The sequence below is a fragment of the Litorisediminicola beolgyonensis genome, from assembly GCF_042679605.1.
GTDB classification, from domain to species: Bacteria; Pseudomonadota; Alphaproteobacteria; order Rhodobacterales; family Rhodobacteraceae; genus Litorisediminicola; species Litorisediminicola beolgyonensis.
Map to the genome: position 1 here is coordinate 39,460 of NZ_JBHTMU010000024.1, position 22,278 is coordinate 61,737.

Here is a 22,278-nt window from a genome sequence, read left to right on the forward strand (position 1 = left end):
CCGGGGCGCGCCTGCCGTTCGGCAAACTTACTGCGCCATAGGGTCGAACACAATGGTCAATCGCCGAGCCCTATCTCAGATGTTGCCGAAGGCGCGCAACCTCCGGATGAGCGCGGAGGTATCCCATCGCCCGCCGCCCATGGCCTGCACGTCCTTGTAGAACTGGTCGACAAGCGCCGTCACCGGCAGGGGCGCGCCGATCGAATCCCCGGCCTTCAGGCAGATGCCGAGATCCTTGCGCATCCAGTCGATGGCGAAGCCGTGCTCGAAATGATCGTCGAGCATGGTCTCGTAGCGGTTCGACATCTGCCAAGAGCCTGCAGCGCCCTGGCTGATGACCTCGACCACCGCGTGCCCGTCGAGCCCGGCCTTCTCGGCGAAATGCAGCGCCTCCGAGAGCCCCTGCACGAGACCGGCGATGGCGATCTGGTTGCACATCTTGGTCATCTGGCCCGCGCCCGAGCCGCCGATCCGGCGGCACATCTTGGCATAGACCTGCATGATCGGCTCGGCGCGGTCGAAATGCTCATGGTCGCCGCCGCACATGATCGACAGCTGGCCGTTCTCCGCCCCCGCCTGTCCACCCGAGATCGGCGCGTCGACAAAGCCCAGACCGGCCTCGCTGGCCGCGCCATAGAGCTCTTCGGTCACCTGCGCCGAGACGGTGGTGTGATCGACGAAGATCGCGCCCTCGTTCATGCCCGCAAAGGCACCGTCCTCGCCGGTGCAGACCGCGCGCAGGTCGTCATCATTGCCGACGCAGGCCATCACGAAGCTCGCGCCCTCGGCGGCCTCGCGGGGCGTCGCGGCGTGAGTGCCGCCATGTTCCTTGGCCCATGTCTCCGCCTTCGAGGCCGTCCGGTTGTAGACCGTCACGTCGTGGCCCGCCCGCTGCAGATGGCCCGCCATCGGGAAGCCCATCACGCCGAGCCCCAGAAACGCACATTTCGCCATGATCTCTCTCCTGTCCCTGTCGTGAGCGGCCCTGCTCTTGGCAAGGCTTTGGTAACGGTTTAGTCCCATCCGGGCGCGCGCCAAGGCAAGGCGCGAGGGTGAGGGCATTCAGAGCAATGGCATTTCTGTTCAGATGGCTTGTCCGGCTGATCTCGGTCGCATTGCTCCTCGGCATGCTGGGCGTCGTGGTGGTCTACTACCTCGCCTCGCGGTCGCTGCCCGACTACAACCGCGACGTCACGGTCGCGGGCCTCGAAGAGCCGGTCGAGATCGTGCGCGACAATTCGAACGTGCCGCATATATTCGCCACCACCGATGCGGACGCGTTCTTCGGCCTGGGATATGTGCACGCGCAGGACCGGCTCTGGCAGATGACGCTGATGCGCCGCACCGCGCAGGGCCGCCTCTCCGAGCTCTTCGGCACCCGCACGGTCGAGACCGACAAGCTTCTGCGCCGCTTCGACCTCTACATGCTGGCGCGGCAATCGGTCGAGGCGCAGGACGCGCGCACGATGATGGCGCTCGAGGCCTATTCCGCCGGGGTGAACGCCCGGATCGACGAGATCAACCGCGACAGTCTCGGGCGCGGCGCGCCGGAGTTCTTCCTCTTCGATCCGACGCTCGCACCCTGGCAGCCCGCCGACAGTCTGGCCGTGATCAAGCTGATGGCGCTGCAGCTATCGGGCTTCCTTTCGGAAGAGGTGCTGCGGGCGCGAACGTCGCTCACGCTCGGTGACGAGGATCGTCTCTCCGACATCCTGCCCGATCTCCCCGGCGAGGGCGTGGCTGCCCTGCCCGCCTATGCCGAGCTTGCCCCCGGCATCGGTCGCGGCACGCTCTTTGCGGAAAGCACCGATCCCGGATTGCTCTGGCCCGCGCCGCCGCGCGGTCTGGCCGGGGCATCGAACGGCTGGGCCGCGGCGCCGGACCGGTCGGCCTCGGGCGGGACGCTTCTGGCCAATGACCCGCATCTGGGCCTGACGGCCCCGACGATCTGGTATCTCGCGCGGATGCAGCTCTCGACCGGCGGCGTCATCGGCGGGTCGATCCCCGGCATCCCGGCGATCATGGTCGGTCGGTCCGAGCGGCTGGGCTGGGGGCTGACCTCGGCCTATCTCGACGATCAGGATCTGCACCTTGAGGAACTGAACCCCGACAATCCCGAGGAATACCGCACGCCCGATGGCTGGAAGCGGTTCGAAACCCGCCGCTCCATCGTCAACATCAAGGATTCCCCGCCCGTAACGCTGACGCTGCGCTGGACCGAGAACGGCCCGGTCATTCCCGGCACGCGCTACGATCTGCAGACCGTCACACCGCCGGGGCATGTCATGTCGCTCAGCTGGACCGCGCTCTCGAGCGAGGACAGCTCGGCCAGCGCCGCGGTCGGGCTGATGTTCGCAAGCTCCGTCGAAGAGGCGGTCGAACTGTCCGAGGCCTATGTCGCGCCGGCGCAGATGCTGACGTTGATCGACCGCGACAAGATCGGCATGAAGCTTGTGGGCCATGCGCCCGCGCGCGATCCGCGCCACCAGAGCCAGGGCCGCCTTCCGGCCCCGGGGTGGCGCGCCGAGAACCGCTGGCAGGGCCGCCTGCCCTATGCCGACAACCCGGAGTTCATCGCGCCCGAGGGCGGCATCGTCGGCAACACCAACAACAAGGTCATCGACCGGCCGTTCCCGGAGCATGTCAGTTTCGACTGGGGCGACAGCCAGCGCGTGCAGCGCTGGCAGACGATGATGCAGAACCGCGGCGTCCACACCCGCGACAGTTTCATCGAAGCACAGCTCGACACCGTCTCGGTCGCCGCACGGACGCTCCTGCCGCTGATCGGCGCGGATCTCTGGTTCACCGGCGAGGCCGCGCCCGAGGGGACACCGGATCGCCAGCGCCAGCGCGCGCTCGAGCTTCTGGCCAACTGGTCGGGCGAGATGAACGAGCACCTGCCCGAGCCGCTTCTTTACGCGGCCTGGCTGCGCGCGTTGCAGGAGCGGCTGATCCGCGACGATATCGGCCCGCTCGCGGACAAGTACGACCATGTCGAGCCGCTCTTCATCGAGCGCGTCTTCCGAGACATCGACGGGGCTTCGGCCTGGTGCGACATCAAGCAATCCGCGCGCGAGGAAAGCTGCTCGGACATCGCGCGGCTGGCGCTCGACGACGCGCTGGTCTGGGTCGGCGAGAAATACGGCACCGATCTCGAAAGCCTGCGCTGGGGCGATGCCCACCAGGCGGCGCACACCCATACAGTGCTGGGCGACGTGCCGCTGCTGAAGGCCTTCGTGAACATCCGGCAATCGACCTCGGGGGGCGATTTCACGCTCCAGCGCGGCAAGACATCGGGGCGCGATCCGAACCCGTTCGAGAACGTGCACGCGGCGGGCTATCGCGGCGTCTACGATTTCGCCGATCCCGACAGCTCGGTCTTCATCAGCGCGACCGGCCAGTCCGGCCATTTTCTGTCGCGCCATTACGACAATCTCGGCCAGCTCTGGCGGCGCGGCGAGTATATCCCGATGTCGCTCGATCCGGACCTCGCCCGGGCGGCCTCGGTCGGGATCACCCGTCTGAGCCCGCGCTGAGCGCTCAGTCGTAGGGCGCCGTCTCCATCAACTCGCGGAAGGCCTCAGGGTGCAGAACCCGGAGCGCGCCGAAGGTCAGAAGGCCCAGGAGACCCGTCATCACCGCAGCCGCGAACATGGTGGTGATGCGTTCTGTCGCGAGATGGTCGAGGTCCGAGACCAGCGAGAGCGCTTCAAGCACCGTCACCGTCAGGCAGGCGGTGAAGAAGACATAGCTCCGCGGCAGCAGCCGGAACGCGAGCGCGAGCGCCAGCGCGCCCATCACGCCCGAGACCCAGGGCAGCTTGATCCAGAGCGCGATGACCAGCGAAATGGCAGTGCCGATGATCGTGCCCACGGTGCGTTTGGCGGTGCGCGAGAAAAGCTCGCCGAAGGGCGGCAGCCAGAGCACCACGAAGGTCAACGGGAACCAGAACCCGTGCTCGCCGAAGAAATGCCGTCCCACCCAGATCGAGATAACCAGGCCGACACCGAGCGCCGCCCCGAAGGCGGCCGAATAGGTGCGCGAGGAGCGTTCGGCCCGCGTCAACTCGCTGACCTCGAAGAAGATCAGCGTGACCCCGAGGCTCCAGCCCATCGCGACGAGATAGATCAGGAACAGCCCCGACAGATCCTCGGTCGGAAGGATCGGCCCGGTGAAGATCGTCCAGATGAAGAGCGCGCGCAGGCAGGGCATGGCAAAGCCGTGCTGGCAGGCGATCGAGGTCATCGCGGCGAGTGCGGCGGCCACCGGCAGGGCGAGGCTCGGTTCGCCCAGAACCAGCATCCCGGCCATGCCGGTGACGAGCGTGACGACGACGGCGGGCTGAAGGCCTGCGTCGCGCGCGGCGATATGGGCGGGCAGCGCGGCGACGAAGGCCACCGCCCCGATCCGCCCGAACAGCATCACGCCGATCAGCGGCGGCACCGCGATGGCCGCCAGCATCACCGCGACGTCCCGCCAGTTCATCGGCGTGTCGCCATCCACGAAGAATGTCTTGAGCGCCTGCATCTCTCCTCCAACTGCCTCCGAGATAGGTCGGGGGCGCGGGCCGGAAAGTGCGGCGAAATCAGAGCTTTTCGAACTGCGCCGCGTCCGAGGCCGTCCAGCGGACGGTCAGGTCATAGCCGTCCTCGGTCTGCTCTTCTCCGGCGACGAGCCCCTTCTGGAAGAGCCAGGCGCGTCTGCGCCCGTCGTCGAAGCCCAGATGCAGCGCCTCTTCGCGGGTCTCCCCGGCAAGGACATCCGCGACCGCGTCGAGAAACCCGTCGAGCCCCTGCCCGCTCACGGCGGAGACCGCGAAGAGCCCCTCATCGCGCGAGGCGCGCGTGACCGCGGCGTCGCGGACCTCGGGATCGAGAAGGTCGATCTTGTTCCAGAGCTCGATCTGCGGCGTGGTTTCGGTCACGCCGAGCGAGGCGAGGATCGCCCGCACATCCTCGGCCTGCTCCTCTGTCGCGGGATGCGAGATATCGCGCACATGCACGATCAGGTCGGCGGCCAGAACCTCTTCCAGAGTGGCGCGGAAGGCCGCGACCAACTCGGTCGGCAGGTCCGAGATGAAGCCCACCGTGTCCGACAGGATCACTTCGGGGCCCGAGGACAGCTTGACCGCCCGCATGGTCGGGTCGAGCGTGGCGAAGAGCATGTCCTTGGCCATGACCTCGGCACCGGTCAGGCGGTTGAAGAGCGTGGATTTTCCGGCGTTGGTGTAGCCCACGAGCGCGACGATCGGATAGGGCACCTTGGCGCGCGCTTTCCGGTGCAGGTCGCGGGTCTTGACCACACGGTCGAGTTGCCGGCGAAGCCGCACGAGCTGCTCGTCGATGGCGCGCCGGTCGGCCTCGATCTGGGTTTCGCCGGGACCGCCCACGAAGCCCAGACCGCCGCGCTGACGTTCCAGGTGGGTCCAGGCGCGGACCAGCCGGGTGCGCTGGTAGCTCAGCGCTGCCATCTCGACCTGCAGCACGCCCTCGCGGGTCGCCGCGCGGTCCGAGAAGATCTCGAGGATCAGGCCGGTGCGGTCCAGAAGCTTGACCTTCCACTCCTTCTCGAGATTGCGCTGCTGCACCGGGCTCACGGGGCCGTCGACGAGAACAAGCTCGACCTCGGCCTCCTTCAGCCGCTCGCGCAGCTCCTCGATCTTGCCGGAGCCGAACAGCGTGCCGGGATGGGGATCGCGCAAGGGCACGATTTCGGCCCCCGCGACCGTCAGGTCGGGAAGCGCTTCGGCCAGAGACACGGCCTCTTCCAGCGCCGGGGCTGCATCGCGCCGGTCACGGTCGGTCTTGATGTCCGGATGCAGGACCCAGGCCCGGGTCACATGCGGGGCATGTTCCTTCAATTGCCCTCGTCACCGTCATAGAGATTGATCGGTTGCGCGGGCATGATCGTCGAGATCGCGTGCTTGTAGACAAGCTGCGACTGGCCGTCGCGGCGCAGCAGCACGCAGAAATTGTCGAACCACGTGATCACGCCCTGAAGCTTGACCCCGTTGATGAGAAATACAGTGACCGGAACCTTTGTTTTACGGACGTGATTGAGAAACGCGTCCTGCAGGTTTTGTCTGTCCGATGCCATTCGAAAAAGCCTTTGTTCTTGCGCCTTATTGCGACCCTCAGCGGCACGCCGTCCCCAAGTATGGAGACAGGGCCAGCGAGATTCCAGAGGAAATCTGTGCGACTTTGGCCCTGTTAGCGCATGGCAATGCTCAATCCCGCCAAAGCTCGGGCGTGATCATCGCGACGATGGCCAGAACCTCGAGCCGACCGAGCACCATCGCCGCGCAGAGAAGCGCCTTGGTGCTGTCGGCCATCTGCGCGATCTGGATCGGCATTTCGGTGGCGAAGGTGACGAGCGGGCCGGTATTGGTGAGCATCGCCGCGGACAGGACGAAGGCCGGCTCGAACCTGACACCGGTGAGCGAGAGCGCCAGCACCGTGCCGGTCACGGTCAGCGCGAAGATCATGAAGAACACCCAGGCGATGAACGCACCCTCGCGGCGGGTGCGGCGGCTCAGAAGCCCCGAGCGGCCGACCGAGCTTGGGTGGATGAGCTTTTCAAGCTCGCGACGGCCGTTCAGGTAGAGGATGAACACGCGCAGGAGCTTCACGCCCCCCGCCGTGGTCGCGACGCCTCCGCCGGTCACCGCCAGGGCCATCAGGATCAGGCCCGGCGTGTCGAGCCCCGACCAGTTCTGCGCGCGCGCCCAATCGACGCTTTCGAACCCGGTCGTGGTCAGGAACGAGAGCGTGGTGAAGACCGCGCCCCAGAACGCGCGGAACGCGGCGATCAGGTCCTCTTCCTCGCCGACCTCGAAGCTTGCGAGCCAGTGGCGCAGGAACAGGGCCGAGGGCACGAGGATGGTGATCATCAGCCCCATGCGGAACTCCGGATCGTACCAGAGACCGGTGCGCCGCGCCGCCGAGGTGTCGTTCGAGAAGGTCAGCCGCGAGAGCGCGAAAAGGAGGAAACAGAAGACGATCACCTCGCCGCCGAGGCCCGCCTCGGAGCGCGCGATCCCTCCGACCGGCGAGATGCCCGAGGTCGCCATCACCGACATCGCGTGGCAGAGCGCCACGAAGGGCCGCTCGCCCGCGACCGCCAGGAGCACGAAGAGCGCGCCTGTCAGCATCGCATAGACCGGGACCAGTGCCGCGACCGCGCGCGCCAGCCTCTGGCGCGGGTCCGACTGGTCGCGATGCGCCGCACCCGGCGCCGCGGCCTGTCCGGGTTCGGAGACCGCCGTGACCTCGAAGCCGCCGAGCGTCAGCGGCGCGAGGATGGCCGAGGCCGCGATCCAGAGAAGCAGCCCCCCGAGCCAGCCCACCAGCGCCCGCCAAAGATGCTCGGCCCCCGAAAGGCGCGCGGGGTCGAAGAGCGTCGCGCCCGTCGTCGTGAGCGCCGAGACCATCTCGAAATAGGCGTTGAGAAAACTCGTCGTGCGCACCGCCTCGTGGAAGGGGATCGCCAGGATGGCGGGCAGGAGGATGTAGCCCAGCAGCAGCGCCAGGAGCTGGCGCAGCGGGTTGCGGTTGTGCTCGCGTCCCGCCAGCGCCACCGCTACCAGCGCGGTGAGCACCAGCCCGATGATCGCGGCATAGAGGAACGCCCGCGCGTCGTGGTGGTCGTTCAATTTCAGCGCGTAGCCCGCCGGGACCAGCATTGCCAGCGACGCGATCCCGGTGAAAAGAAGGATCAGCGGCAGGGACAGCAGGAAACGGGGCATTTCAGAAGAAATCGATGGAGACCTGCAGGAGCCGCTCCACTTCCGCGACGTCCTTCGAGAGCGCAAAGATGACGATCAGATCGCCCTCTTCAATGCGCAGATCGCCGGTGATCTTGACCACTTTGCCTTCCTTGGCGACCGCGCCGACCAGAACGCCTTCCGGGAAGTCGATGTCGCGGATCTTCGTTCCGGCGATGGGCGAGGTCGACAGCACCTCGGCCTCGATCACCTCGGCCTCGGCGTCGCCGATGGAATAGACCGAGCGCACGCGACCATGGCGGATGTGGCGCAGGATCGAACTGACGGTGGTGGCGCGCGGGTTGATATAGGCGTCGATCCCCAGGGGCTCCATGAGGGGCACCAGCGTGGGGTCGTTGATCAGCGCGATGGCCATGCGGCAGCCCTCGGCCTTGGCGCGCACCGCCGCGAGCATGTTGGTCTTGTCGTCGTCGGTGACGCAGAGCACCGCGTCGGCGCGGTCGATATTGGCCTCGGCCAGAAGCGAGGAATCGAGACCGTCGCCATGGAGCACGATGGTCTTCTCCAGCGCCTCGGCGGCCACTTCCGCGATCCGGCGGTTCTTCTCGATCACCTTGGCGCGCACGCGCTGGGCCCGGTTCTCGAGGTTCTTGGCGACCATGAGCCCGACATTGCCGCCGCCGATCAGGACGACCCGCTCCTGCGACAGGACCGGCTTGTCGAAGATCTCGAGCGTGCGACGGATATCGTCGGAATGGACCATCACATAGGCGCTGTCGCCGACGAAAAGCTGATCGCGCGGCTCGGGCGCGAAGAGCGTGCCTTCTCGGCGCACGGCGACGACGACCGAGCGCAGGGTCGAGAAGAGATCGGTCAACTGCCTGAGCGGCGTGTTCACCACCGGGCATTCGGCGTCGATGGTCAGGCCCAGAAGCTGCGCCCGCCCGTCGAGGAAGACCTCGGTATCGAAGGCCGCGGGCGCGCCGAGGCGCTGGAGGGCGGCGTCGGCCACCTCGCGTTCGGGGCTGATCACCACGTCGATGGGCAGGTGATCGCGGCGATAGAGATCGGAATAGATCGCGGTCAGGTAGCTCTGCGAGCGGAGCCGGGCGATCTTGCGCGGGATCGAGAAGATCGAGTGGGCCACCTGGCAGGTGACCATGTTGACCTCGTCGGAATGGGTCGCGGCGATGATCATGTCCGCGTCCTCTGCGCCCGCGCGCTCAAGCACGTCGGGATAGGACGCGAAGCCCGCGATGCCCTGCACGTCGAGCGTATCGGTGGCACGGCGCACGAGATCGGGATTGTTGTCGACGACGGTGACGTCGTTCCTCTCGCCCGAGAGGTGGCGGGCGATCTGCCAGCCGACCTGGCCCGCGCCGCAAATGATGACCTTCATGCCCTGCCTTCAATGCCGGGGATCTTCGATGTTCCGGTCTGACAGGTAACGCGCGGCGGGTCAACGGAGCGCGGCGTCCCTGCGCACGGGACCACGACCGGACCGCTGGCAGGGACGCATCGCGCCCCTGCCCCGAGGTCCCTGTCAGGAGGCCTTGCGTTGCGGCTCGGGCTCTTCTTCCTCGACATGCGCGACGCGCGCGCCGCCCTTGGCCGAGGTGACGACGCCGAGGCTCTTGAGCTTGCGGTGCAGCGCCGAGCGCTCCATGCCGACGAAGCTGGCGGTGCGGCTGATATTGCCGCCGAACCGGTTGATCTGCGTGAGCAGGTATTCGCGTTCGAAGGCCTCGCGCGCCTCGCGCAGCGGCAGGGTGGCCAGCGCCCCCGAGAGGACGACGCGCCCCTCCTCGGAGCCGGACGGCCCGGTGTCCTGAGGCAGCTCGCGCGCCTCGATCGCGTCGGTGCCGTCGCCGAGGATCAGCACCCGCTCGATCAGGTTCTTCAGCTGGCGCACGTTCCCGGGCCAGATCATGGTCTGCAGGAGCGCCACCGCCTCGTCGGAGATCTCGCGCAGCGGCAGGCCCTGGGCCTTGTTGAAGAGCCCGACGAAATGCCGCGCGAGAAGCGGGATGTCCTCGCGCCGGTCCTCGAGGCTCGGCACCGAGATCGGCACCACGTTCAGGCGGTGATAGAGCTCCTGGCGGAAGGTGCCCGCGGCGATCTCATGGGCGAGGTCGCGGTTGGTCGAGGAGATCACCCTCAGGTCCACCCGCACCTTGTCCTGACCGCCGACGCGCTGGAACTGCTGGTCGACCAGCACCCGCAGGATCTTCGACTGGGTGCCGAGCGGCATGTCCGCGACCTCGTCGAAAAAGACGACGCCGCCATGGGCCTGCTCCAGAAGCCCGGGCTCGATCCCGCGATCCGCGGTTTCGCGGCCGAAGAGGATCTCTTCCATCTGCTCGGGCGCGATATTGGCGCAGTTGACGGTGATGAAGGGCCCCTGCGCACGGCCCGACTTGGCGTGGATGTAGCGGGCCGCGACCTCCTTGCCTGCACCGGCGGGACCCGTCAGCATCACCCGTCCGTTCGATTTGGTGACCTTGTCGAGCTGGCTGACGAGACCGCGGAATGAGGCGCAATCGCCGATCATCTCGGCGGTCTGGGTCTCGCGGCGCTTGAGGCTCTGGTTCTCGCGACGGAGGCGCGAGGTTTCCATCGCGCGCCGGATGACCACCAGAAGCTGGTCGATGTTGAAGGGCTTCTCGATGAAGTCGTAGGCGCCCTGCTTGATCGCCGCGACCGCGATCTCGATATTGCCGTGACCCGAGATGATGACCACCGGGATGCCGGGATTGTCGCGCTTGACGGTCTTGAGGATGTCGATCCCGTCCATCTTGCTGTCCTTCAGCCAGATATCGAGGATGATCAGCGCCGGAGGCTCGCCGTTGATCTCGGCCATTGCCTCGTTCGAGGTCCCGGCCAGACGCGTGGTGTAGCCCTCGTCCTCGAGGATGTCCCCGATCAATTCCCGGATGTCCCGCTCGTCGTCGACGATCAGAATGTCGCCCATGTCGTAAATCCTTTCCTCAAACCGTGTCCACTGCTCGTTCGGCCGCCTCTTTCGGGCCGGTGTGCCCGAGCGGAAGGCGGACCACCGCCATCGCTCCGGCATGAGACGCGCCGCCGAACACCGGCGCATCCTCGAGGGCCAGCGTTCCGCCGTGCTCCTCGATAATCTTCTTGACGATGGGCAGGCCGAGGCCGGTGCCCTTGTCGCGGGTCGTCACGTACGGCTCGAAGAGCCGCGCGCGGTCCTCGGGCAGCCCGATGCCATTGTCGGCGATGCGGATGACGGCGCGGCCGTCTTCGAGCGCCATGCCGACATGGATCTCGGGCGCGAACCCCTCGGGCGCGCCCTGCTCCACCAGGCTCTCGATCGCCTCGCCTGCATTCTTGATGAGGTTGGTCAGCGCCTGGCTGATCATCGTGGCGTCTAACTCCGCCGGAACCGCCTGCCGCGGCAGGTCGGTGACGAAGCGCACATCCGGCTGGCCGGTCTCTTGCAGGAGCACCGCGCCGCGCAGGAGATCGGCCAGATCCTCGGGATTGGTCTCGGGCTCGGGCATCCGCGCGAATTTGGAGAACTCGTCGACGATCCGGCGCAGGTCATTGGTCTGCCGCACGATGACCTCGGTCATCTGGTCGAGCCGCTCGGCCTCGGTCTCGTCGAGCCCCTTGCGGAACTTGCGCTTGATCCGCTCGGCCGAGAGCTGGATCGGCGTCAGCGGGTTCTTGATCTCATGCGCGATCCGCCGCGCCACGTCGCCCCAGGCCGCCATCCGCTGCGCGCTGACCAGATCGGTCACGTCATCAAAGGCGACCACGTAACCCTCGAGGCTGTCATCCTCGCGCCGCCGTGGCGAGACGCGGACCAGGAGATGTTCGAGACTGCCGGACCGCGACAGCTTGACCTCTTCCTGCACGACCTCCGCGCCGGTGTCGCGCAGACGATCGAAAAGCGGCGTGAACTCGGGCACCGCGACCGAGAGCGGCAGGCTGTCTTGCTCCTGGTCGCTGGACCAGCCCAGAAGCTTTTCGGCGGAGCGGTTGACGAAGGTGATCCGGCCCTCGGGGTCAAGCCCCACGACCCCGGAGGTAACGGAGGTCAGAACCGAGTCGAAGAGCCGCTGCCGGCGCTCGATCTGCCTTGTGTTGTCGAGAAGCGTCTGCCGCTGGCCTTTGAGCTGCCGCGTCATCTGGTTGAAGTACCGCCCCAGCATGGCGATCTCGTCATCGCCCTCGTCCTCGAGCACCTGCACGTCCAGATCGCCCGCGCCGACGCGCTGCGCCGCACCGGCCAGACGCCCGACGGGCCGCGACAGCCGCTCGGCGAACCAGAGACCCAGCCAGATCGCGGCGAGGATAAGCAGCACCGCGAAGCCCAGGTAGAGCAGCGCGAAATCGAAGAGCCGACGTCCGCGCTCGCTTTCCTGCTGCTGGTAGAAGCGCGCGGTCTCCTGCGTGTCGTCGAGAAGGTTGAGGATGCCGCCATCGACTTCGCGGCTGACGTAGAGGAACCGGTCCACGAAAGCGTCGAGCGGGATCAGCGCGCGGAACTCGTTGTTCGACCAGTCCTCTATCACCGCCGCTCCTTGCGTCTCGGCCTCGGCGATCTTCGCCGCGCCCGGATCCTCGAAGTCGAAGAGATACGAGCGCTCGCCCCGGGCCCGGATCGTGCCTTCGCCGTCGATCACATAGGCTTCGCGGAGACCGCGCTGGATCTGTCCCTGCCCGCTCGACAGGACCTGCCGCAGCTCGCCATCGTCCATGAAGGGGGCGGCGCGCCGGTTGGCATCAAGGAAGGCCGCAAGCGCGGTCGCGTCCTGGATCAGGTCTTCGCGATGCTCGAGCTCATAGGCCTCGGCGGCCGAGAGCGAGGCGCCGACCACGTTCGACACGCGGGTCGAGAACCAGGTCTCGAGACCGACGTTGATGGTCAGGACGGCAAAGACCGCGACGGTGATCGTCGGCAAGAGCGCCATCAGCGCGAAGACGCCGGTCAGGCGCAGGTGCAACCGCGATCCGGCCGATTGCGCGCGCCGCGCAGACACCATCCGGGCAAGCGCGCTCATCACCAGCGCGGCCAGAAGCAGGACATAGACGAGATCGGCGAGAAGGATGAAGCGCAGCGCCATGCTCTGCGACGAGCCGCGATCCAGAGGACCCAGCACCAGATAGGTCGTCACCGCGAGGACAGGTCCGAGAAAGACAAGCCCCAGGGTGAACGCGTTCTGGACGCGCCTCTGTCGCCTGAGCTTTGCCAGGCGAGTCCAGTTCAGACTCCGTGCTCGGGTGGCCACAGCCGCCTCTCGAATTGATGACTGCTCGATGCAGCCAACCGCCATATCTTGTGGTCTCTCCGGAGCAACCGGCCCCGTGGCCACGTTTCTGTTGCGGTTTTACATCAATTTGCGGCGTCGTGTCACGCGGATATCGAGATCGGTGATCTTCTTTCTCAGGGTGTTTCGATTGATTCCCAGCAAATCCGCACACTTGGCCTGATTTCCTCCGGTGGCGTCGAGTGCGATTTCTATGAGCGGTGCCTCAACTTCGCGCAAAATCCGGGCATAGAGGCCCGGCGGAGGCAGCATATTGCCGTGCAGATCGAAGTAGCGCCGCAGATGTCGGGCCACGGAGGTGCCGAGTTTTTCCGAATCTCCGCCCCTCAGGATCGGGCCGGTATCGGGCTGGTTGCCGAGCACCGCCTCGACCTCGGAGCGCGTGATTTCGTCGGCGCGGCTGGTGAGGCTGAGCCGCCGCACCGCGTTCTCGAGCTGGCGCACGTTGCCGGGCCAGGAATACTGCCGGAACAGCTCGGCCGCGTCCGCCGACAGCCAGCGCTTGGCGCCACCGTCGCGCTCGGCGCGCAGAAGGAAATGTTCGGTCAGAAGCGCGATGTCGTCGACACGCTCGCGCAGCGACGGAACCGAGATCGTGGCGCCCGACATCCGGTAGTAGAGATCGCGGCGGACATGGCCGTCCTCCATCGCCTGGGCCAGATCGGTCTGGCTGGTGGCCATGAAGCGCGGCACATGCTCGCCCGGCACATCCATCATCCGCACCAGCCGCGCCTGAACCTCGTCCTCGATATCCGAGATCTCGTCGATCAGGAGCGTGCCGCCCTTGACCCGCGCCAGCACCCGCGCGGGGCCTTCGAGATCGGACAGATCCGCGCCGGTCGCGACCACGAAGGGCAAGGTTCGCCGGTCCGAGAAATCGTGGATCGCCTTCGCGATCAGGGATTTACCGGTCCCGCTTTCACCGGTGATCAGGACCGGGAGATCGGTGTTCATCACCTTGGCGACCAGCCGGTAAAGCGCCTGCATCGCTGCGGTTTTGCCTACGAGCGGCAGTTCCTCGGGCCCGTCCGCGCCGACGACGGGCTCGTCCCGGCGCGGCGCACGACGGCGGTTTTCGAGCGCCTTGGCGGTGCGCTTCATCAGGTCCGGCAGGTCGAAGGGCTTCGGCAGGTAGTCATAGGCCTCGGCCTCGGCGGCCTGGATCGCGGTCATGATCGTGTTCTGCGCCGAGATCACGATCACCGGCAGGTCGGGCCGGTCCGTGTGAATTTTCGGCAGCATTTCCAGCCCGTTGCCATCCGGCATGACCACGTCCGAGATCACCACGTCGCCCTTACCCTCGCCGACCCAGCGCATCAGCGTGGTCAGCGACGAGGTCGCGTGCACCTTGCACCCCGCGCGGGTCAGGGCCTGGGTCAGGACCGTGCGGATCGTGCGGTCGTCATCGGCGACAAGGATCGTGCCATCCATCAGTCGGTCTCCTTCAAATGTCGCGGCGCCAAAGGCAGGGAGATGCGGAACAGCGTCTTGCCCGGCACGCTGTCGACGGAAATCCACCCGTCATGGTCGGAAATGATCTTGGAGACGAGCGCCAGCCCGAGGCCGGTGCCGTTCTCCTTGCCCGACACGAAGGGGTCGAAGATATCGCCCTTAATGTCGGGCGGCAGGCCCGGGCCGTCGTCGATCACCTCGATCTGCAACGGCAGTTTCTGGCCGGACCCGTCGGCCCGGCGCAGGCGGAAGCTGTGCTCGTAGAAGGTATGCAGCCGGATCGTCCCGCCCTCTTTCGGATCAGCGGCTTCCGAGGCGTTCTTGAGAAGGTTCAGCACCACTTGCAAGAGCTGGTCGGGATCGCCCCAGGCCATCGGCAGCGAGGGGTCGTAATCCTCGATGATCTTCATGTGACCGCCGAACCCCAGAAGCGCGGAGCGCCGCGCGCGATCGAGAACGTCGTGGATGTTCACCGGCTTGCGCTCGGGCGCGGAAAGGTTGCCGAACTGCTCCACCTGCTCGAGAAGCTTCACGATGCGCCGGGTCTCGGCGACGATCAGGTCGGTTAGCTCCAGGTCGTCCTTCGAGAGGCTCATCGACAGAAGCTGCGCTGCACCCGCAATGCCCGCGAGAGGGTTCTTGATCTCGTGGGCCAGCATCTCGGCCATGCCGATGGCGCTCTTGGCGGCGGATTTGACCGAGTGGCTCTGGGTCATCCGGCCCGCCAACTCGCGCGGCGAGATCAGCATGATCATCCAGCCGGTCTGCCCGGTCAGCGGCGCGATCTGCAATGAGCAGACCAGAGGCGCGCGGCTGCCCGTGCCCACGTCGACATCGTTGACGAAAAGCGGCGTGCCCTTCTCGCGGGCGCGGGCGAAACTCTCTTCCAGCGGCGCGTCGACGGCGAGACGGTCCCAGACCGGTTGGCCCATGAGCCATTTGGCCGAGTTGTTCAGGAACCCCTCCGCCGCCGGGTTCAGATCGGCGATGCGGTCCTGGCCGTCGATCAGGATCGCGGGGACCGGAAGCGAGGACCAGAGCGCGAGATCGAGGGCGTCCTTCATGCCGCTCTCCTTTCCGCGCCCTCGGTCAGGATCGCGTCCGGCAGGAGCGACAGGACCTGGGCCGGATCGGTTCCGGTCAGGATCCTGCGGCGCAGATCCGTCGGCGTGCCCGCGCGATCCATGTACCAGCCAAGGTGTTTCCGGGCGACCCGCAGGCCAAGTGCGCTGCCGTAGAAGGTGAGCATCGCCTCGTAATGTGCTGAAATCATGTTGCAGAGCGCCGACCCTTCCGGGATCGTCGGCGCCTCGTGCCCGAACAGCTCGGCGGCGATCTCGGCCAGCCGCCACGGCGCGCCTTGAGCGCCGCGCCCGACCATCACGCCTGCCGCGCCGGAGGCCAGAAGAGCGGCGCGCGCCGAACCAGCATCGGTGATGTCGCCATTGGCGATGACCGGCACCGAGACCGCGTCGCGCACCGCGCGGATCGCGGACCAGTCGGCCTGTCCCTTGTAGAACTGGCAGCGCGTCCGGCCATGGATCACCACCATCCGAACACCGGCCCCTTCGGCGCGACGCGCAAGATCGGCGGCGTTCAGGCAATCTTCGTCCCAGCCGAGCCGCGTTTTCAGCGTGACCGGCACCGAGACCGCGCCCACGACCGCCTCGATCAGCCTGAGCGCGTGGTCGGGGTCGCGCATCAGCGCCGAGCCGGAATAGCCTCCGGTGACCTTCTTGGCGGGGCAACCCATGTTGATGTCGATCACCGCTGCGCCCTGGGCCTCGACCATGCGTGCGGCCTCTGCCATCCAGTGGGGATCGCGCCCGGCCAACTGGACCGAGGTGCGGCCCGCGTCGAAGCCCAGTTCCGCGCGTTCCCGCGTGCCCGCGCGGCCCTGCACCATCTCCTGGCTGGCGATCATCTCGCTCACCACGAGGCCCGCGCCGAAGGAGGCGACGAGATCGCGGAACGGCCGGTCTGTGATCCCCGCGAGAGGCGCGAGAAGGACCGGCGGATCGATGTGAAGTGGGCCGAGTGAGAAGGCCAAGCGCCTATTCCTTGTGCAATGACCCCGGGCTACCCCGAGGCTTGTGGCCATTCAATAACATGCGGGCAAAGCGCAAGCAGCAAGCTGCGTATTGCCTAATTTTTGAGCATTATCGCCGGTCGATTGCGCAACCGCACCGGCTCGCCTAGAGAGAAGCGGAAAGGACCCGCCGCAATGACATCCGCCGTTCTCATCGTCGCCGCCGGGCAAGGCACCCGCGCCGGAGGGCCGGTGGCGAAGCAATGGCAGGAGGTCGCCGGAAAACCCGTCGCGCGCTGGACGCTCGAACGCTTCGCGCCGCGTCCGACCGTGCTGGTGATCCGGCCCGAGGACGAGCCCCGCGCCCTTGCGGTGAGCGATGGGCTCGATGTGCGTCTGGTGCAGGGGGGTGCCACGCGGGCCGCCTCGGTCCGGGCGGGTCTCGAGGCGCTCGCGGAGGCACAGCCCGACACGGTGCTTATCCACGACGTGGCGCGCCCCTGCGTGCCGGAACGCGTGATCGCGGCGGTCGAGGCCGCCTTGGCCCGGACCGCGGGCGCGGCCCCTGCCCTCGCCGTGACCGACGCGCTCTGGACCGGTGCGGACGGGCTCGTGACAGGAACCCGCGACCGCGCCGGGCTTTTCCGCGCGCAGACGCCGCAGGGCTTCCGCTTCGACGCCATTCTCGCCGCGCATCGCAGCCACGACGGAGACGCCGCCGACGATGTCGCGGTCGCCCGCGCCGCCGGTCTTGCGGTGGCGATCGTGCCCGGAGCCGAAGACAATCTGAAAATCACCGCGCCCGAGGATTTCGCCCGCGCCGCGCAGATCCTCGCCCGCGAAAAGGAGTGACCCATGGAGATCAGGCTCGGCAACGGGTTCGACGTACACCGGTTCTGCGAGGGCGACCACGTCACGCTCTGCGGAATCGACGTGCCGCATGAGCGCGGCCTTCTCGGCCATTCCGACGCCGATGTCGGGATGCATGCCGCGACGGACGCGATCTACGGTGCGCTTGCCGAGGGCGATATAGGCCAGCATTTCCCGCCCTCGGACCCGCAGTGGAAGGGCGCGGCGAGCCATATCTTCCTCGAGCACGCGGTCAAGCTTGCCGCCGAGCGCGGCTTTGCCATCGCCAATATCGACGTCACGCTGATCTGCGAGCGGCCGAAGATCGGCCCGCACGCGCCCGCCATGCGCTCCGAGATGGCGCGGATCACCGGGCTCGACCCGATGCGGGTGTCGGTCAAGGCGACCACGTCCGAGCAACTGGGCTTCACGGGACGCGAGGAAGGCATCGCCGCGATTGCCACCGCCGCGCTGGTGGCGTCATGAGCCGGATGATCGCGACGCTCTTCGGCGTGGGCTACATGCGCCCCGCCTCGGGCACCTGGGGATCGCTCGCGGCGCTGCCGCTCTTCTGGGTGCTGCATGTGCTGGGCGGTCCCTGGCTCGCGGCGCTGGCCATTCTGCTCGTCTTCGCGCTGGGTCTCTGGGCCACCCGGATCGAGACCCGCGCCACGGGCAACGAGGACCCCTCGGAGATCGTGATCGACGAGGTCGTCGGCCAGTGGATCGCCCTCTTTCCGGTCTCCTACGGCGCCAGTTTCGCCGGGGCCGCGATCACCGATCTCTGGCCCGGCTGGGTCGCCGCCTTCCTGCTCTTCCGGCTCTTCGACATCTGGAAACCCTGGCTCGTCGGCCGCGCCGACCGCCGCGGCGATCCGCTGGGCGTGATGCTCGACGATGTCTGGGCCGGTATTTTTGCCGCGATTTGCGTTATCCTCCTCGCCATCCTCGCACATGGAGTGCTCCTGCTGTGACCGACACCGCCCCGTTCCACGACCTCGCCTCCGAGGTGCTCGACATCGCCCGCGCGAAGGGACAGCGCCTCGTGACCGCCGAGAGCTGCACCGGCGGCATGGTCGCCGCCGCGTTGACCGACATCCCCGGCTCCTCCGACGTCGTGATCGGCGGCTGGGTGAGCTATTCCAACGCCGCCAAATGCGCGATGCTGGGCGTTCTCGAGACCACGCTCGAAGCTCACGGCGCCGTCTCGGAAGAGGTCGCCTGCGAAATGGCCGACGGCGCGCTCTATACCGGGCGCGGCGACCTCGCTGTCGCGATCACCGGGATCGCGGGCCCCGGCGGGTCCGAGCACAAGCCCGAGGGCCGCGTCTGCTTCGCCATCGCCCGCGCGACCGAGATCGAGGACCGCTCGGTCACCAAGGAGTTCGGCGCCATCGGACGGGACGAGGTGCGCCGCGCGGCGACCCGCCACGCGCTCGAAATGCTGCGGGACGCCTTAAACGAAGAGTGACTGGATTGCGGGCATTCACCCGATATTACGCCCAATAACGCGGCAGTTTGCAAAAAGATAAAAACTTCGCCGCCCCGGCGGCGCTTTGCCTCTTTTTCCCGCGCCCCCCATCCGGTTTGAGACGCGCACGACACATCCGGAGAGAGGGAGAGGGACGGATATGAACGGGGCAGATACCGCCTGGATCATCACCGCGACAGCCTTGGTGCTGTTCATGACATTGCCGGGACTGGCATTGTTCTACGGCGGGCTCGTGCGCGCCCGCAACGTGCTGTCGGTGCTGATGCACTGCTTCGCCATCGCCTGCCTCATGAGCGTTCTGTGGCTCGTGGCGGGCTACTCGATCGCCTTTGGCGGCGACGGCGCCGTCTGGGGCGGGCTCGGCAAGGCCTTCCTGATGGGGGTCGATGCCGACACGCTCTCGGGCACCATTCCCGAGGTCCTGTTCTTCGCCTTCCAGATGACCTTCGCGATCATCACCCCGGCGCTGATCGTCGGCGCCTATGTCGAGCGCATCGGCTTCGGCTTCGTCCTGCTCTTCTCCTCGCTCTGGATGCTTCTGTGCTATGCGCCCGTGGCGCATTGGGTCTGGGGCGGCGGCATGCTGGCCGATGGCGGGATCTTCGGCGAGACCGGCGTGCGCGACTTCGCGGGCGGCATCGTGGTGCACGAGACCGCGGGCCTCGCGGCGCTGATCATCGCGGTGTTCCTGAAGCCGCGGCGCAACGTGACGACGCCGCCGCACAACCCCGGCTACGTCATGATCGGCGCGTCGATGCTCTGGGTCGGCTGGTTCGGCTTCAACGGCGGCTCGCAGCTCGCGGCAGATGGCGGCGCGGCCATGGCGCTGACCGTGACGCATATCTCGGCCGCGACCGCGTCGCTCACCTGGGCGCTGTGGGAGAAGGTCAAGTTCGGCAAGGCCTCGATGGTGGGCATGGTCACCGGCACCATCGCCGGTCTCGCCTCGATCACACCGGCCTCGGGCTTCGTCGGCCCGATCCCGGCGCTGATCATCGGCGCCATCGCCGGCATCCTCTGCCAAGAGGCGGTGAACCTGATCCGCAACACGCTCAAGATCGACGACACGCTGGACGTCTTCGCGGTCCACGGCGTCGGCGGCATCTTCGGCACGATCATGATCGCCGTCTTCGGCGCGGGCAGCTTCGTCGCGCAATTCGGCAGCCTCGTGATCGTCGGAGCCTTCACCATCGTGATGACCGTGCTTCTGGTCTTCGTGACCAAGGCCATCACGCCGCTCCGCGTCGACGAAGAGACCGAGCGAAACGGGCTCGACATCATGGTCCATGGCGAGCGCGCCTACGACCACGCGAGCTGAACGTCATCACTGACGCGAAGACGCGCCGCGTTCCCCGGGGGACGCGGCGCTTTCATTTTCCTCGGACTTGCGGCCGGGCGGCGCGATGGTCTCAGGCTTTCTGGTTCACCGACGAGAGTGCGAGCTCGATCACGATCGGGGCCGGACGGACGCCGCTTTCCTGGTAGGCGCGCAAGGCCATGGTGCTCACGCTCGCAGGCGGGCGCGCGATGAGCCCCAGAAGCTCGGCATCGGGCGCACGCACCTGTGCCGCGACCACCACCTGGCCGGGCGGCGTCACCGTCAGAGGTGCGACATAGGCGCTGAGTTTCCGCTCCGCCGATCCCGACCCCGAGGACGGACCCCGCGGGTCACGCGAGGATGTGTCGGCATGGCTGTGCTCGCGGGCGAACCAGGACGGGCCGTGGCCGTCGGTGGCCCCGCCCGAGGATTTCGCGTCCGTGGTGTCAAAGACCTGGACCGCCGAGACATCCTGCACCGGCTCTGGCGGAGATACCGGCGGCTCTGCGGTCCTGGGCGCCAGGATAGCGGACGCCCCGGACAAGGACGAAAGAAGGGACATGGCTTTAGTTCTCTTCGCTTCGGCCCTTCTGGCCAAGCCCCCGATGCGTCCAGTCTAGTCGGGAATTGCGGCAAAATCTGGGCGCGCCAGACGATCGCCACATTAGCCGTAAAGCTCGGCCGCCCGACGTTCGAACGCCCGCACCACGCGCTGCATCGCCTCGTAGAAGAACATCCCCGCCGCCCCCTGCAGGAGCCGATTCTTGAACTCGAAATCGACGAAGAAACTGACCTCCGCGCCGCCCTCGACATCCTTGAACGACCACTTGCTTTCCAGGTAGCGGATCGGCCCGTCGAGATACTCGGTCTCGATTTCCATGGTCTCGGGGCGCAGCACCACGCGGCTCCCGAAGCGTTCACGGAAGACCTTGAAGCTGATCACGAGGTCCGCAAGCATCACCTCGTGATCGCCCTTGTCCTCGCGCGACCGGATGCGCGCGGCAGCACACCAGGGCAGGAACTCGGGATACGAGGCGACATCGGCAACGAGGTCGTACATCTGCTGCGCCGAGTAGGGCAGCATCTTGGTTTCGGAATGGCTGGGCATCGGTCCTTCGCGGGGCGTGACAGTGTCCTTGGATGTCGTATGGTGCACCCGGAAATCAAGGGAAACCCATGACACAGCGTCCTTATGTCATCGACGAGATGATCTCGGCCAAGGCCATCGCCGCCCGGATCGAGGCCCTGGCCTCCGAGATCGCCGCCGAGTTCTCCGACACCAACAAGCTGGTGGTCGTCGGACTGCTGCGCGGCAGTTTCGTCTTCATCGCCGATCTGGTGCGTGAATTGCACCTGCCGGTCGAGGTGGATTTTCTCGAGGTCTCCTCCTACGGCGATGCGATGGAATCGAGCCGCGAGGTGCGGGTCCTGAAGGACCTGCGCGCCGCCATCGAAGGCCGCGACGTGCTCGTGGTCGAGGATATCGTCGATACCGGCTACACGCTCAGCCATGTGTTGCGGCTTCTGGAGACGCGCGGACCGGCGCGGCTCAGGACCATTGCGCTCCTCGACAAGCCGACGCGGCGCGAGGTCGAGATCCGCGCCGACTGGACAGGCTTCGAGATCCCGGACGAGTTCGTGGTGGGCTACGGGATCGACTACGCGCAGCGCAACCGCAACCTACCCTATATCGGCAAGGTGCGGTTCCCGGAATGAACCCGATCTGGCTTCTGCGCATGCGCCGCTGGGTGGCGCGGCCGCCCTCTGCCCTGCAGGTGCGGATCGTCCTGGTCGTGGTGGCGCTCTGCGCGCTTCTGGTCGTCATCGAGCGCCTCGGCTACTGGCCCGAGGCGCTGAGTGTCGAGCGTCTGCCGCGCGGCATCGGCCACGGCCGCTGACGCGCGCCCCGCGTCAGACCTCCTGACAGTCCAAGCCGGACCGTTAAGAAAGGAGCGCCCGGGAACCGGGTCAGGGCGTCAGCCCGCCACCGGGACCCCGCGCCCGCCCCGGCAGGTGACCTGCCGGGGACGGGATCCGCGCCATCAGGCGCTGCGGCGGAGCCGGTCGCGGAGGCGCTCCAGCAGGCCACGCTTGCGCGGTGCCGCCTCGGGCGTC

The 22,278-nt window shown here is 67.1% G+C and carries 21 protein-coding genes; 8 read left to right on the forward strand and 13 right to left on the reverse strand.

Features of this window, described 5'->3' with window-relative positions; genetic code table 11:
• Window positions 1-75 precede the first annotated feature (75 nt).
• Entirely contained in the window at window positions 76-954 is an 879-nt protein-coding gene (locus ACFQ4E_RS13335) for an NAD(P)-dependent oxidoreductase (protein ID WP_386804343.1), read from the reverse strand.
• 116 nt (window positions 955-1,070) lie between these two features.
• Between ACFQ4E_RS13335 and ACFQ4E_RS13340 the strand changes: the two genes are divergently transcribed.
• On the forward strand, window positions 1,071-3,536 hold the full coding sequence (locus ACFQ4E_RS13340; protein WP_386804345.1) for a penicillin acylase family protein: 2,466 nt from the start codon (window positions 1,071-1,073) through the stop codon (window positions 3,534-3,536).
• 4 nt (window positions 3,537-3,540) lie between these two features.
• On the opposite strand, the gene ACFQ4E_RS13345 is transcribed toward ACFQ4E_RS13340, so the two are convergent.
• The 10 genes from ACFQ4E_RS13345 to dusB all read right to left on the reverse strand — a co-directional run bounded on the left by ACFQ4E_RS13345 (window position 3,541) and on the right by dusB (window position 16,525).
• Window positions 3,541-4,527, reverse strand: a complete 987-nt coding sequence (locus ACFQ4E_RS13345) for an FUSC family protein (protein ID WP_386804347.1) — start codon at window positions 4,525-4,527, stop codon at window positions 3,541-3,543.
• A 58-nt stretch (window positions 4,528-4,585) separates the two neighbouring features.
• Window positions 4,586-5,839 carry a GTPase HflX gene (hflX, locus tag ACFQ4E_RS13350; RefSeq protein ID WP_386804383.1) on the reverse strand — a complete coding sequence of 418 codons (1,254 nt, stop codon included), beginning with the start codon at window positions 5,837-5,839 and terminating at the stop codon, window positions 4,586-4,588.
• 17 nt (window positions 5,840-5,856) lie between these two features.
• Window positions 5,857-6,096, reverse strand: coding sequence for an RNA chaperone Hfq (gene hfq / locus ACFQ4E_RS13355; RefSeq protein WP_386804349.1), 240 nt, complete (start codon window positions 6,094-6,096; stop codon window positions 5,857-5,859).
• Between the two features lie 130 nt (window positions 6,097-6,226).
• Window positions 6,227-7,744 (reverse strand): potassium transporter TrkG, encoded by a 1,518-nt coding sequence (locus ACFQ4E_RS13360; protein WP_386804351.1) that lies wholly within the window; start codon window positions 7,742-7,744, stop codon window positions 6,227-6,229.
• A gap of 1 nt (window position 7,745) precedes the next feature.
• On the reverse strand, window positions 7,746-9,122 hold the full coding sequence (trkA, locus tag ACFQ4E_RS13365; RefSeq protein ID WP_386804352.1) for a Trk system potassium transporter TrkA: 1,377 nt from the start codon (window positions 9,120-9,122) through the stop codon (window positions 7,746-7,748).
• Between the two features lie 144 nt (window positions 9,123-9,266).
• Window positions 9,267-10,694, reverse strand: coding sequence for a nitrogen assimilation response regulator NtrX (gene ntrX, locus ACFQ4E_RS13370; RefSeq protein WP_386804354.1), 1,428 nt, complete (start codon window positions 10,692-10,694; stop codon window positions 9,267-9,269).
• A 16-nt stretch (window positions 10,695-10,710) separates the two neighbouring features.
• Window positions 10,711-13,029 (reverse strand): sensor histidine kinase NtrY-like, encoded by a 2,319-nt coding sequence (locus ACFQ4E_RS13375; RefSeq protein WP_386804355.1) that lies wholly within the window; start codon window positions 13,027-13,029, stop codon window positions 10,711-10,713.
• Window positions 13,030-13,083: 54 nt separating this feature from the next.
• Window positions 13,084-14,454: a response regulator gene (locus ACFQ4E_RS13380; protein ID WP_386804357.1), complete on the reverse strand. Its 1,371-nt coding sequence runs from the start codon at window positions 14,452-14,454 to the stop codon at window positions 13,084-13,086.
• Window positions 14,454-15,539, reverse strand: a complete 1,086-nt coding sequence (locus tag ACFQ4E_RS13385) for a two-component system sensor histidine kinase NtrB (protein ID WP_386804359.1) — start codon at window positions 15,537-15,539, stop codon at window positions 14,454-14,456. The genes ACFQ4E_RS13380 and ACFQ4E_RS13385 overlap by 1 nt, the downstream gene beginning before the upstream one ends.
• A complete protein-coding gene (gene dusB, locus ACFQ4E_RS13390) occupies window positions 15,536-16,525 on the reverse strand; it encodes a tRNA dihydrouridine synthase DusB (RefSeq protein ID WP_386804360.1) in 990 nt (329 codons plus the stop codon). The genes ACFQ4E_RS13385 and dusB overlap by 4 nt, the downstream gene beginning before the upstream one ends.
• 174 nt (window positions 16,526-16,699) lie before the next feature.
• On the opposite strand from dusB, the gene ispD reads away from it, so the two are divergent.
• The 5 genes from ispD to ACFQ4E_RS13415 all read left to right on the forward strand — a co-directional run bounded on the left by ispD (window position 16,700) and on the right by ACFQ4E_RS13415 (window position 20,163).
• Window positions 16,700-17,356, forward strand: a complete 657-nt coding sequence (gene ispD, locus ACFQ4E_RS13395; protein WP_386804362.1) for a 2-C-methyl-D-erythritol 4-phosphate cytidylyltransferase — start codon at window positions 16,700-16,702, stop codon at window positions 17,354-17,356.
• Window positions 17,357-17,359: 3 nt separating this feature from the next.
• Window positions 17,360-17,839, forward strand: a complete 480-nt coding sequence (gene ispF / locus ACFQ4E_RS13400) for a 2-C-methyl-D-erythritol 2,4-cyclodiphosphate synthase (RefSeq protein ID WP_386804364.1) — start codon at window positions 17,360-17,362, stop codon at window positions 17,837-17,839.
• Window positions 17,836-18,327, forward strand: coding sequence for a phosphatidylglycerophosphatase A family protein (locus tag ACFQ4E_RS13405; protein ID WP_386804366.1), 492 nt, complete (start codon window positions 17,836-17,838; stop codon window positions 18,325-18,327). The genes ispF and ACFQ4E_RS13405 overlap by 4 nt, the downstream gene beginning before the upstream one ends.
• Entirely contained in the window at window positions 18,324-18,824 is a 501-nt protein-coding gene (locus ACFQ4E_RS13410; protein WP_386804367.1) for a CinA family protein, read from the forward strand. Before ACFQ4E_RS13405 ends, ACFQ4E_RS13410 begins: the two co-directional genes overlap by 4 nt.
• Before the next feature lie 160 nt (window positions 18,825-18,984).
• Entirely contained in the window at window positions 18,985-20,163 is a 1,179-nt protein-coding gene (locus ACFQ4E_RS13415; RefSeq protein ID WP_386804369.1) for an ammonium transporter, read from the forward strand.
• A 91-nt stretch (window positions 20,164-20,254) separates the two neighbouring features.
• On the opposite strand, the gene ACFQ4E_RS13420 is transcribed toward ACFQ4E_RS13415, so the two are convergent.
• The gene (locus tag ACFQ4E_RS13420) at window positions 20,255-20,725 is read right to left on the reverse strand and encodes a hypothetical protein (RefSeq protein ID WP_386804371.1); all 471 of its coding nucleotides are present in this window, start codon (window positions 20,723-20,725) and stop codon (window positions 20,255-20,257) included.
• 102 nt (window positions 20,726-20,827) lie between these two features.
• On the reverse strand, window positions 20,828-21,271 hold the full coding sequence (locus tag ACFQ4E_RS13425; protein WP_386804373.1) for a type II toxin-antitoxin system RatA family toxin: 444 nt from the start codon (window positions 21,269-21,271) through the stop codon (window positions 20,828-20,830).
• 68 nt (window positions 21,272-21,339) lie between these two features.
• Here ACFQ4E_RS13425 and hpt point away from each other — a divergent pair, with 68 nt between their 5' ends.
• Together hpt and ACFQ4E_RS13435 are read left to right on the forward strand one after the other, a co-directional pair.
• The gene (hpt, locus tag ACFQ4E_RS13430; RefSeq protein ID WP_386804375.1) at window positions 21,340-21,879 is read left to right on the forward strand and encodes a hypoxanthine phosphoribosyltransferase; all 540 of its coding nucleotides are present in this window, start codon (window positions 21,340-21,342) and stop codon (window positions 21,877-21,879) included.
• Window positions 21,876-22,061 carry a hypothetical protein gene (locus ACFQ4E_RS13435; protein WP_386804377.1) on the forward strand — a complete coding sequence of 62 codons (186 nt, stop codon included), beginning with the start codon at window positions 21,876-21,878 and terminating at the stop codon, window positions 22,059-22,061. Before hpt ends, ACFQ4E_RS13435 begins: the two co-directional genes overlap by 4 nt.
• The last annotated feature ends 217 nt before the right edge of the window (window positions 22,062-22,278 follow it).

Excerpts from the sequence above, each read along its gene's own strand:
- ACFQ4E_RS13335 (WP_386804343.1), bottom strand. The coding sequence starts at position 954 with ATGGCGAAATGTGCGTTTCTGGGGCTCGGCGTGATGGGCTTCCCGATG.
- ACFQ4E_RS13340 (WP_386804345.1), top strand. The coding sequence starts at position 1,071 with ATGGCATTTCTGTTCAGATGGCTTGTCCGGCTGATCTCGGTCGCATTG.
- ACFQ4E_RS13345 (WP_386804347.1), bottom strand. The coding sequence starts at position 4,527 with ATGCAGGCGCTCAAGACATTCTTCGTGGATGGCGACACGCCGATGAAC.
- hfq (WP_386804349.1), bottom strand. The coding sequence starts at position 6,096 with ATGGCATCGGACAGACAAAACCTGCAGGACGCGTTTCTCAATCACGTC.
- ACFQ4E_RS13360 (WP_386804351.1), bottom strand. The coding sequence starts at position 7,744 with ATGCCCCGTTTCCTGCTGTCCCTGCCGCTGATCCTTCTTTTCACCGGG.
- trkA (WP_386804352.1), bottom strand. The coding sequence starts at position 9,122 with ATGAAGGTCATCATTTGCGGCGCGGGCCAGGTCGGCTGGCAGATCGCC.
- ntrX (WP_386804354.1), bottom strand. The coding sequence starts at position 10,694 with ATGGGCGACATTCTGATCGTCGACGACGAGCGGGACATCCGGGAATTG.
- ACFQ4E_RS13375 (WP_386804355.1), bottom strand. The coding sequence starts at position 13,029 with ATGGCGGTTGGCTGCATCGAGCAGTCATCAATTCGAGAGGCGGCTGTG.
- ACFQ4E_RS13380 (WP_386804357.1), bottom strand. The coding sequence starts at position 14,454 with ATGGATGGCACGATCCTTGTCGCCGATGACGACCGCACGATCCGCACG.
- ACFQ4E_RS13385 (WP_386804359.1), bottom strand. The coding sequence starts at position 15,539 with ATGAAGGACGCCCTCGATCTCGCGCTCTGGTCCTCGCTTCCGGTCCCC.
- ispD (WP_386804362.1), top strand. The coding sequence starts at position 16,700 with ATGACATCCGCCGTTCTCATCGTCGCCGCCGGGCAAGGCACCCGCGCC.
- ispF (WP_386804364.1), top strand. The coding sequence starts at position 17,360 with ATGGAGATCAGGCTCGGCAACGGGTTCGACGTACACCGGTTCTGCGAG.
- ACFQ4E_RS13405 (WP_386804366.1), top strand. The coding sequence starts at position 17,836 with ATGAGCCGGATGATCGCGACGCTCTTCGGCGTGGGCTACATGCGCCCC.
- ACFQ4E_RS13415 (WP_386804369.1), top strand. The coding sequence starts at position 18,985 with ATGAACGGGGCAGATACCGCCTGGATCATCACCGCGACAGCCTTGGTG.
- ACFQ4E_RS13420 (WP_386804371.1), bottom strand. The coding sequence starts at position 20,725 with ATGTCCCTTCTTTCGTCCTTGTCCGGGGCGTCCGCTATCCTGGCGCCC.
- ACFQ4E_RS13425 (WP_386804373.1), bottom strand. The coding sequence starts at position 21,271 with ATGCCCAGCCATTCCGAAACCAAGATGCTGCCCTACTCGGCGCAGCAG.
- hpt (WP_386804375.1), top strand. The coding sequence starts at position 21,340 with ATGACACAGCGTCCTTATGTCATCGACGAGATGATCTCGGCCAAGGCC.
- ACFQ4E_RS13435 (WP_386804377.1), top strand. The coding sequence starts at position 21,876 with ATGAACCCGATCTGGCTTCTGCGCATGCGCCGCTGGGTGGCGCGGCCG.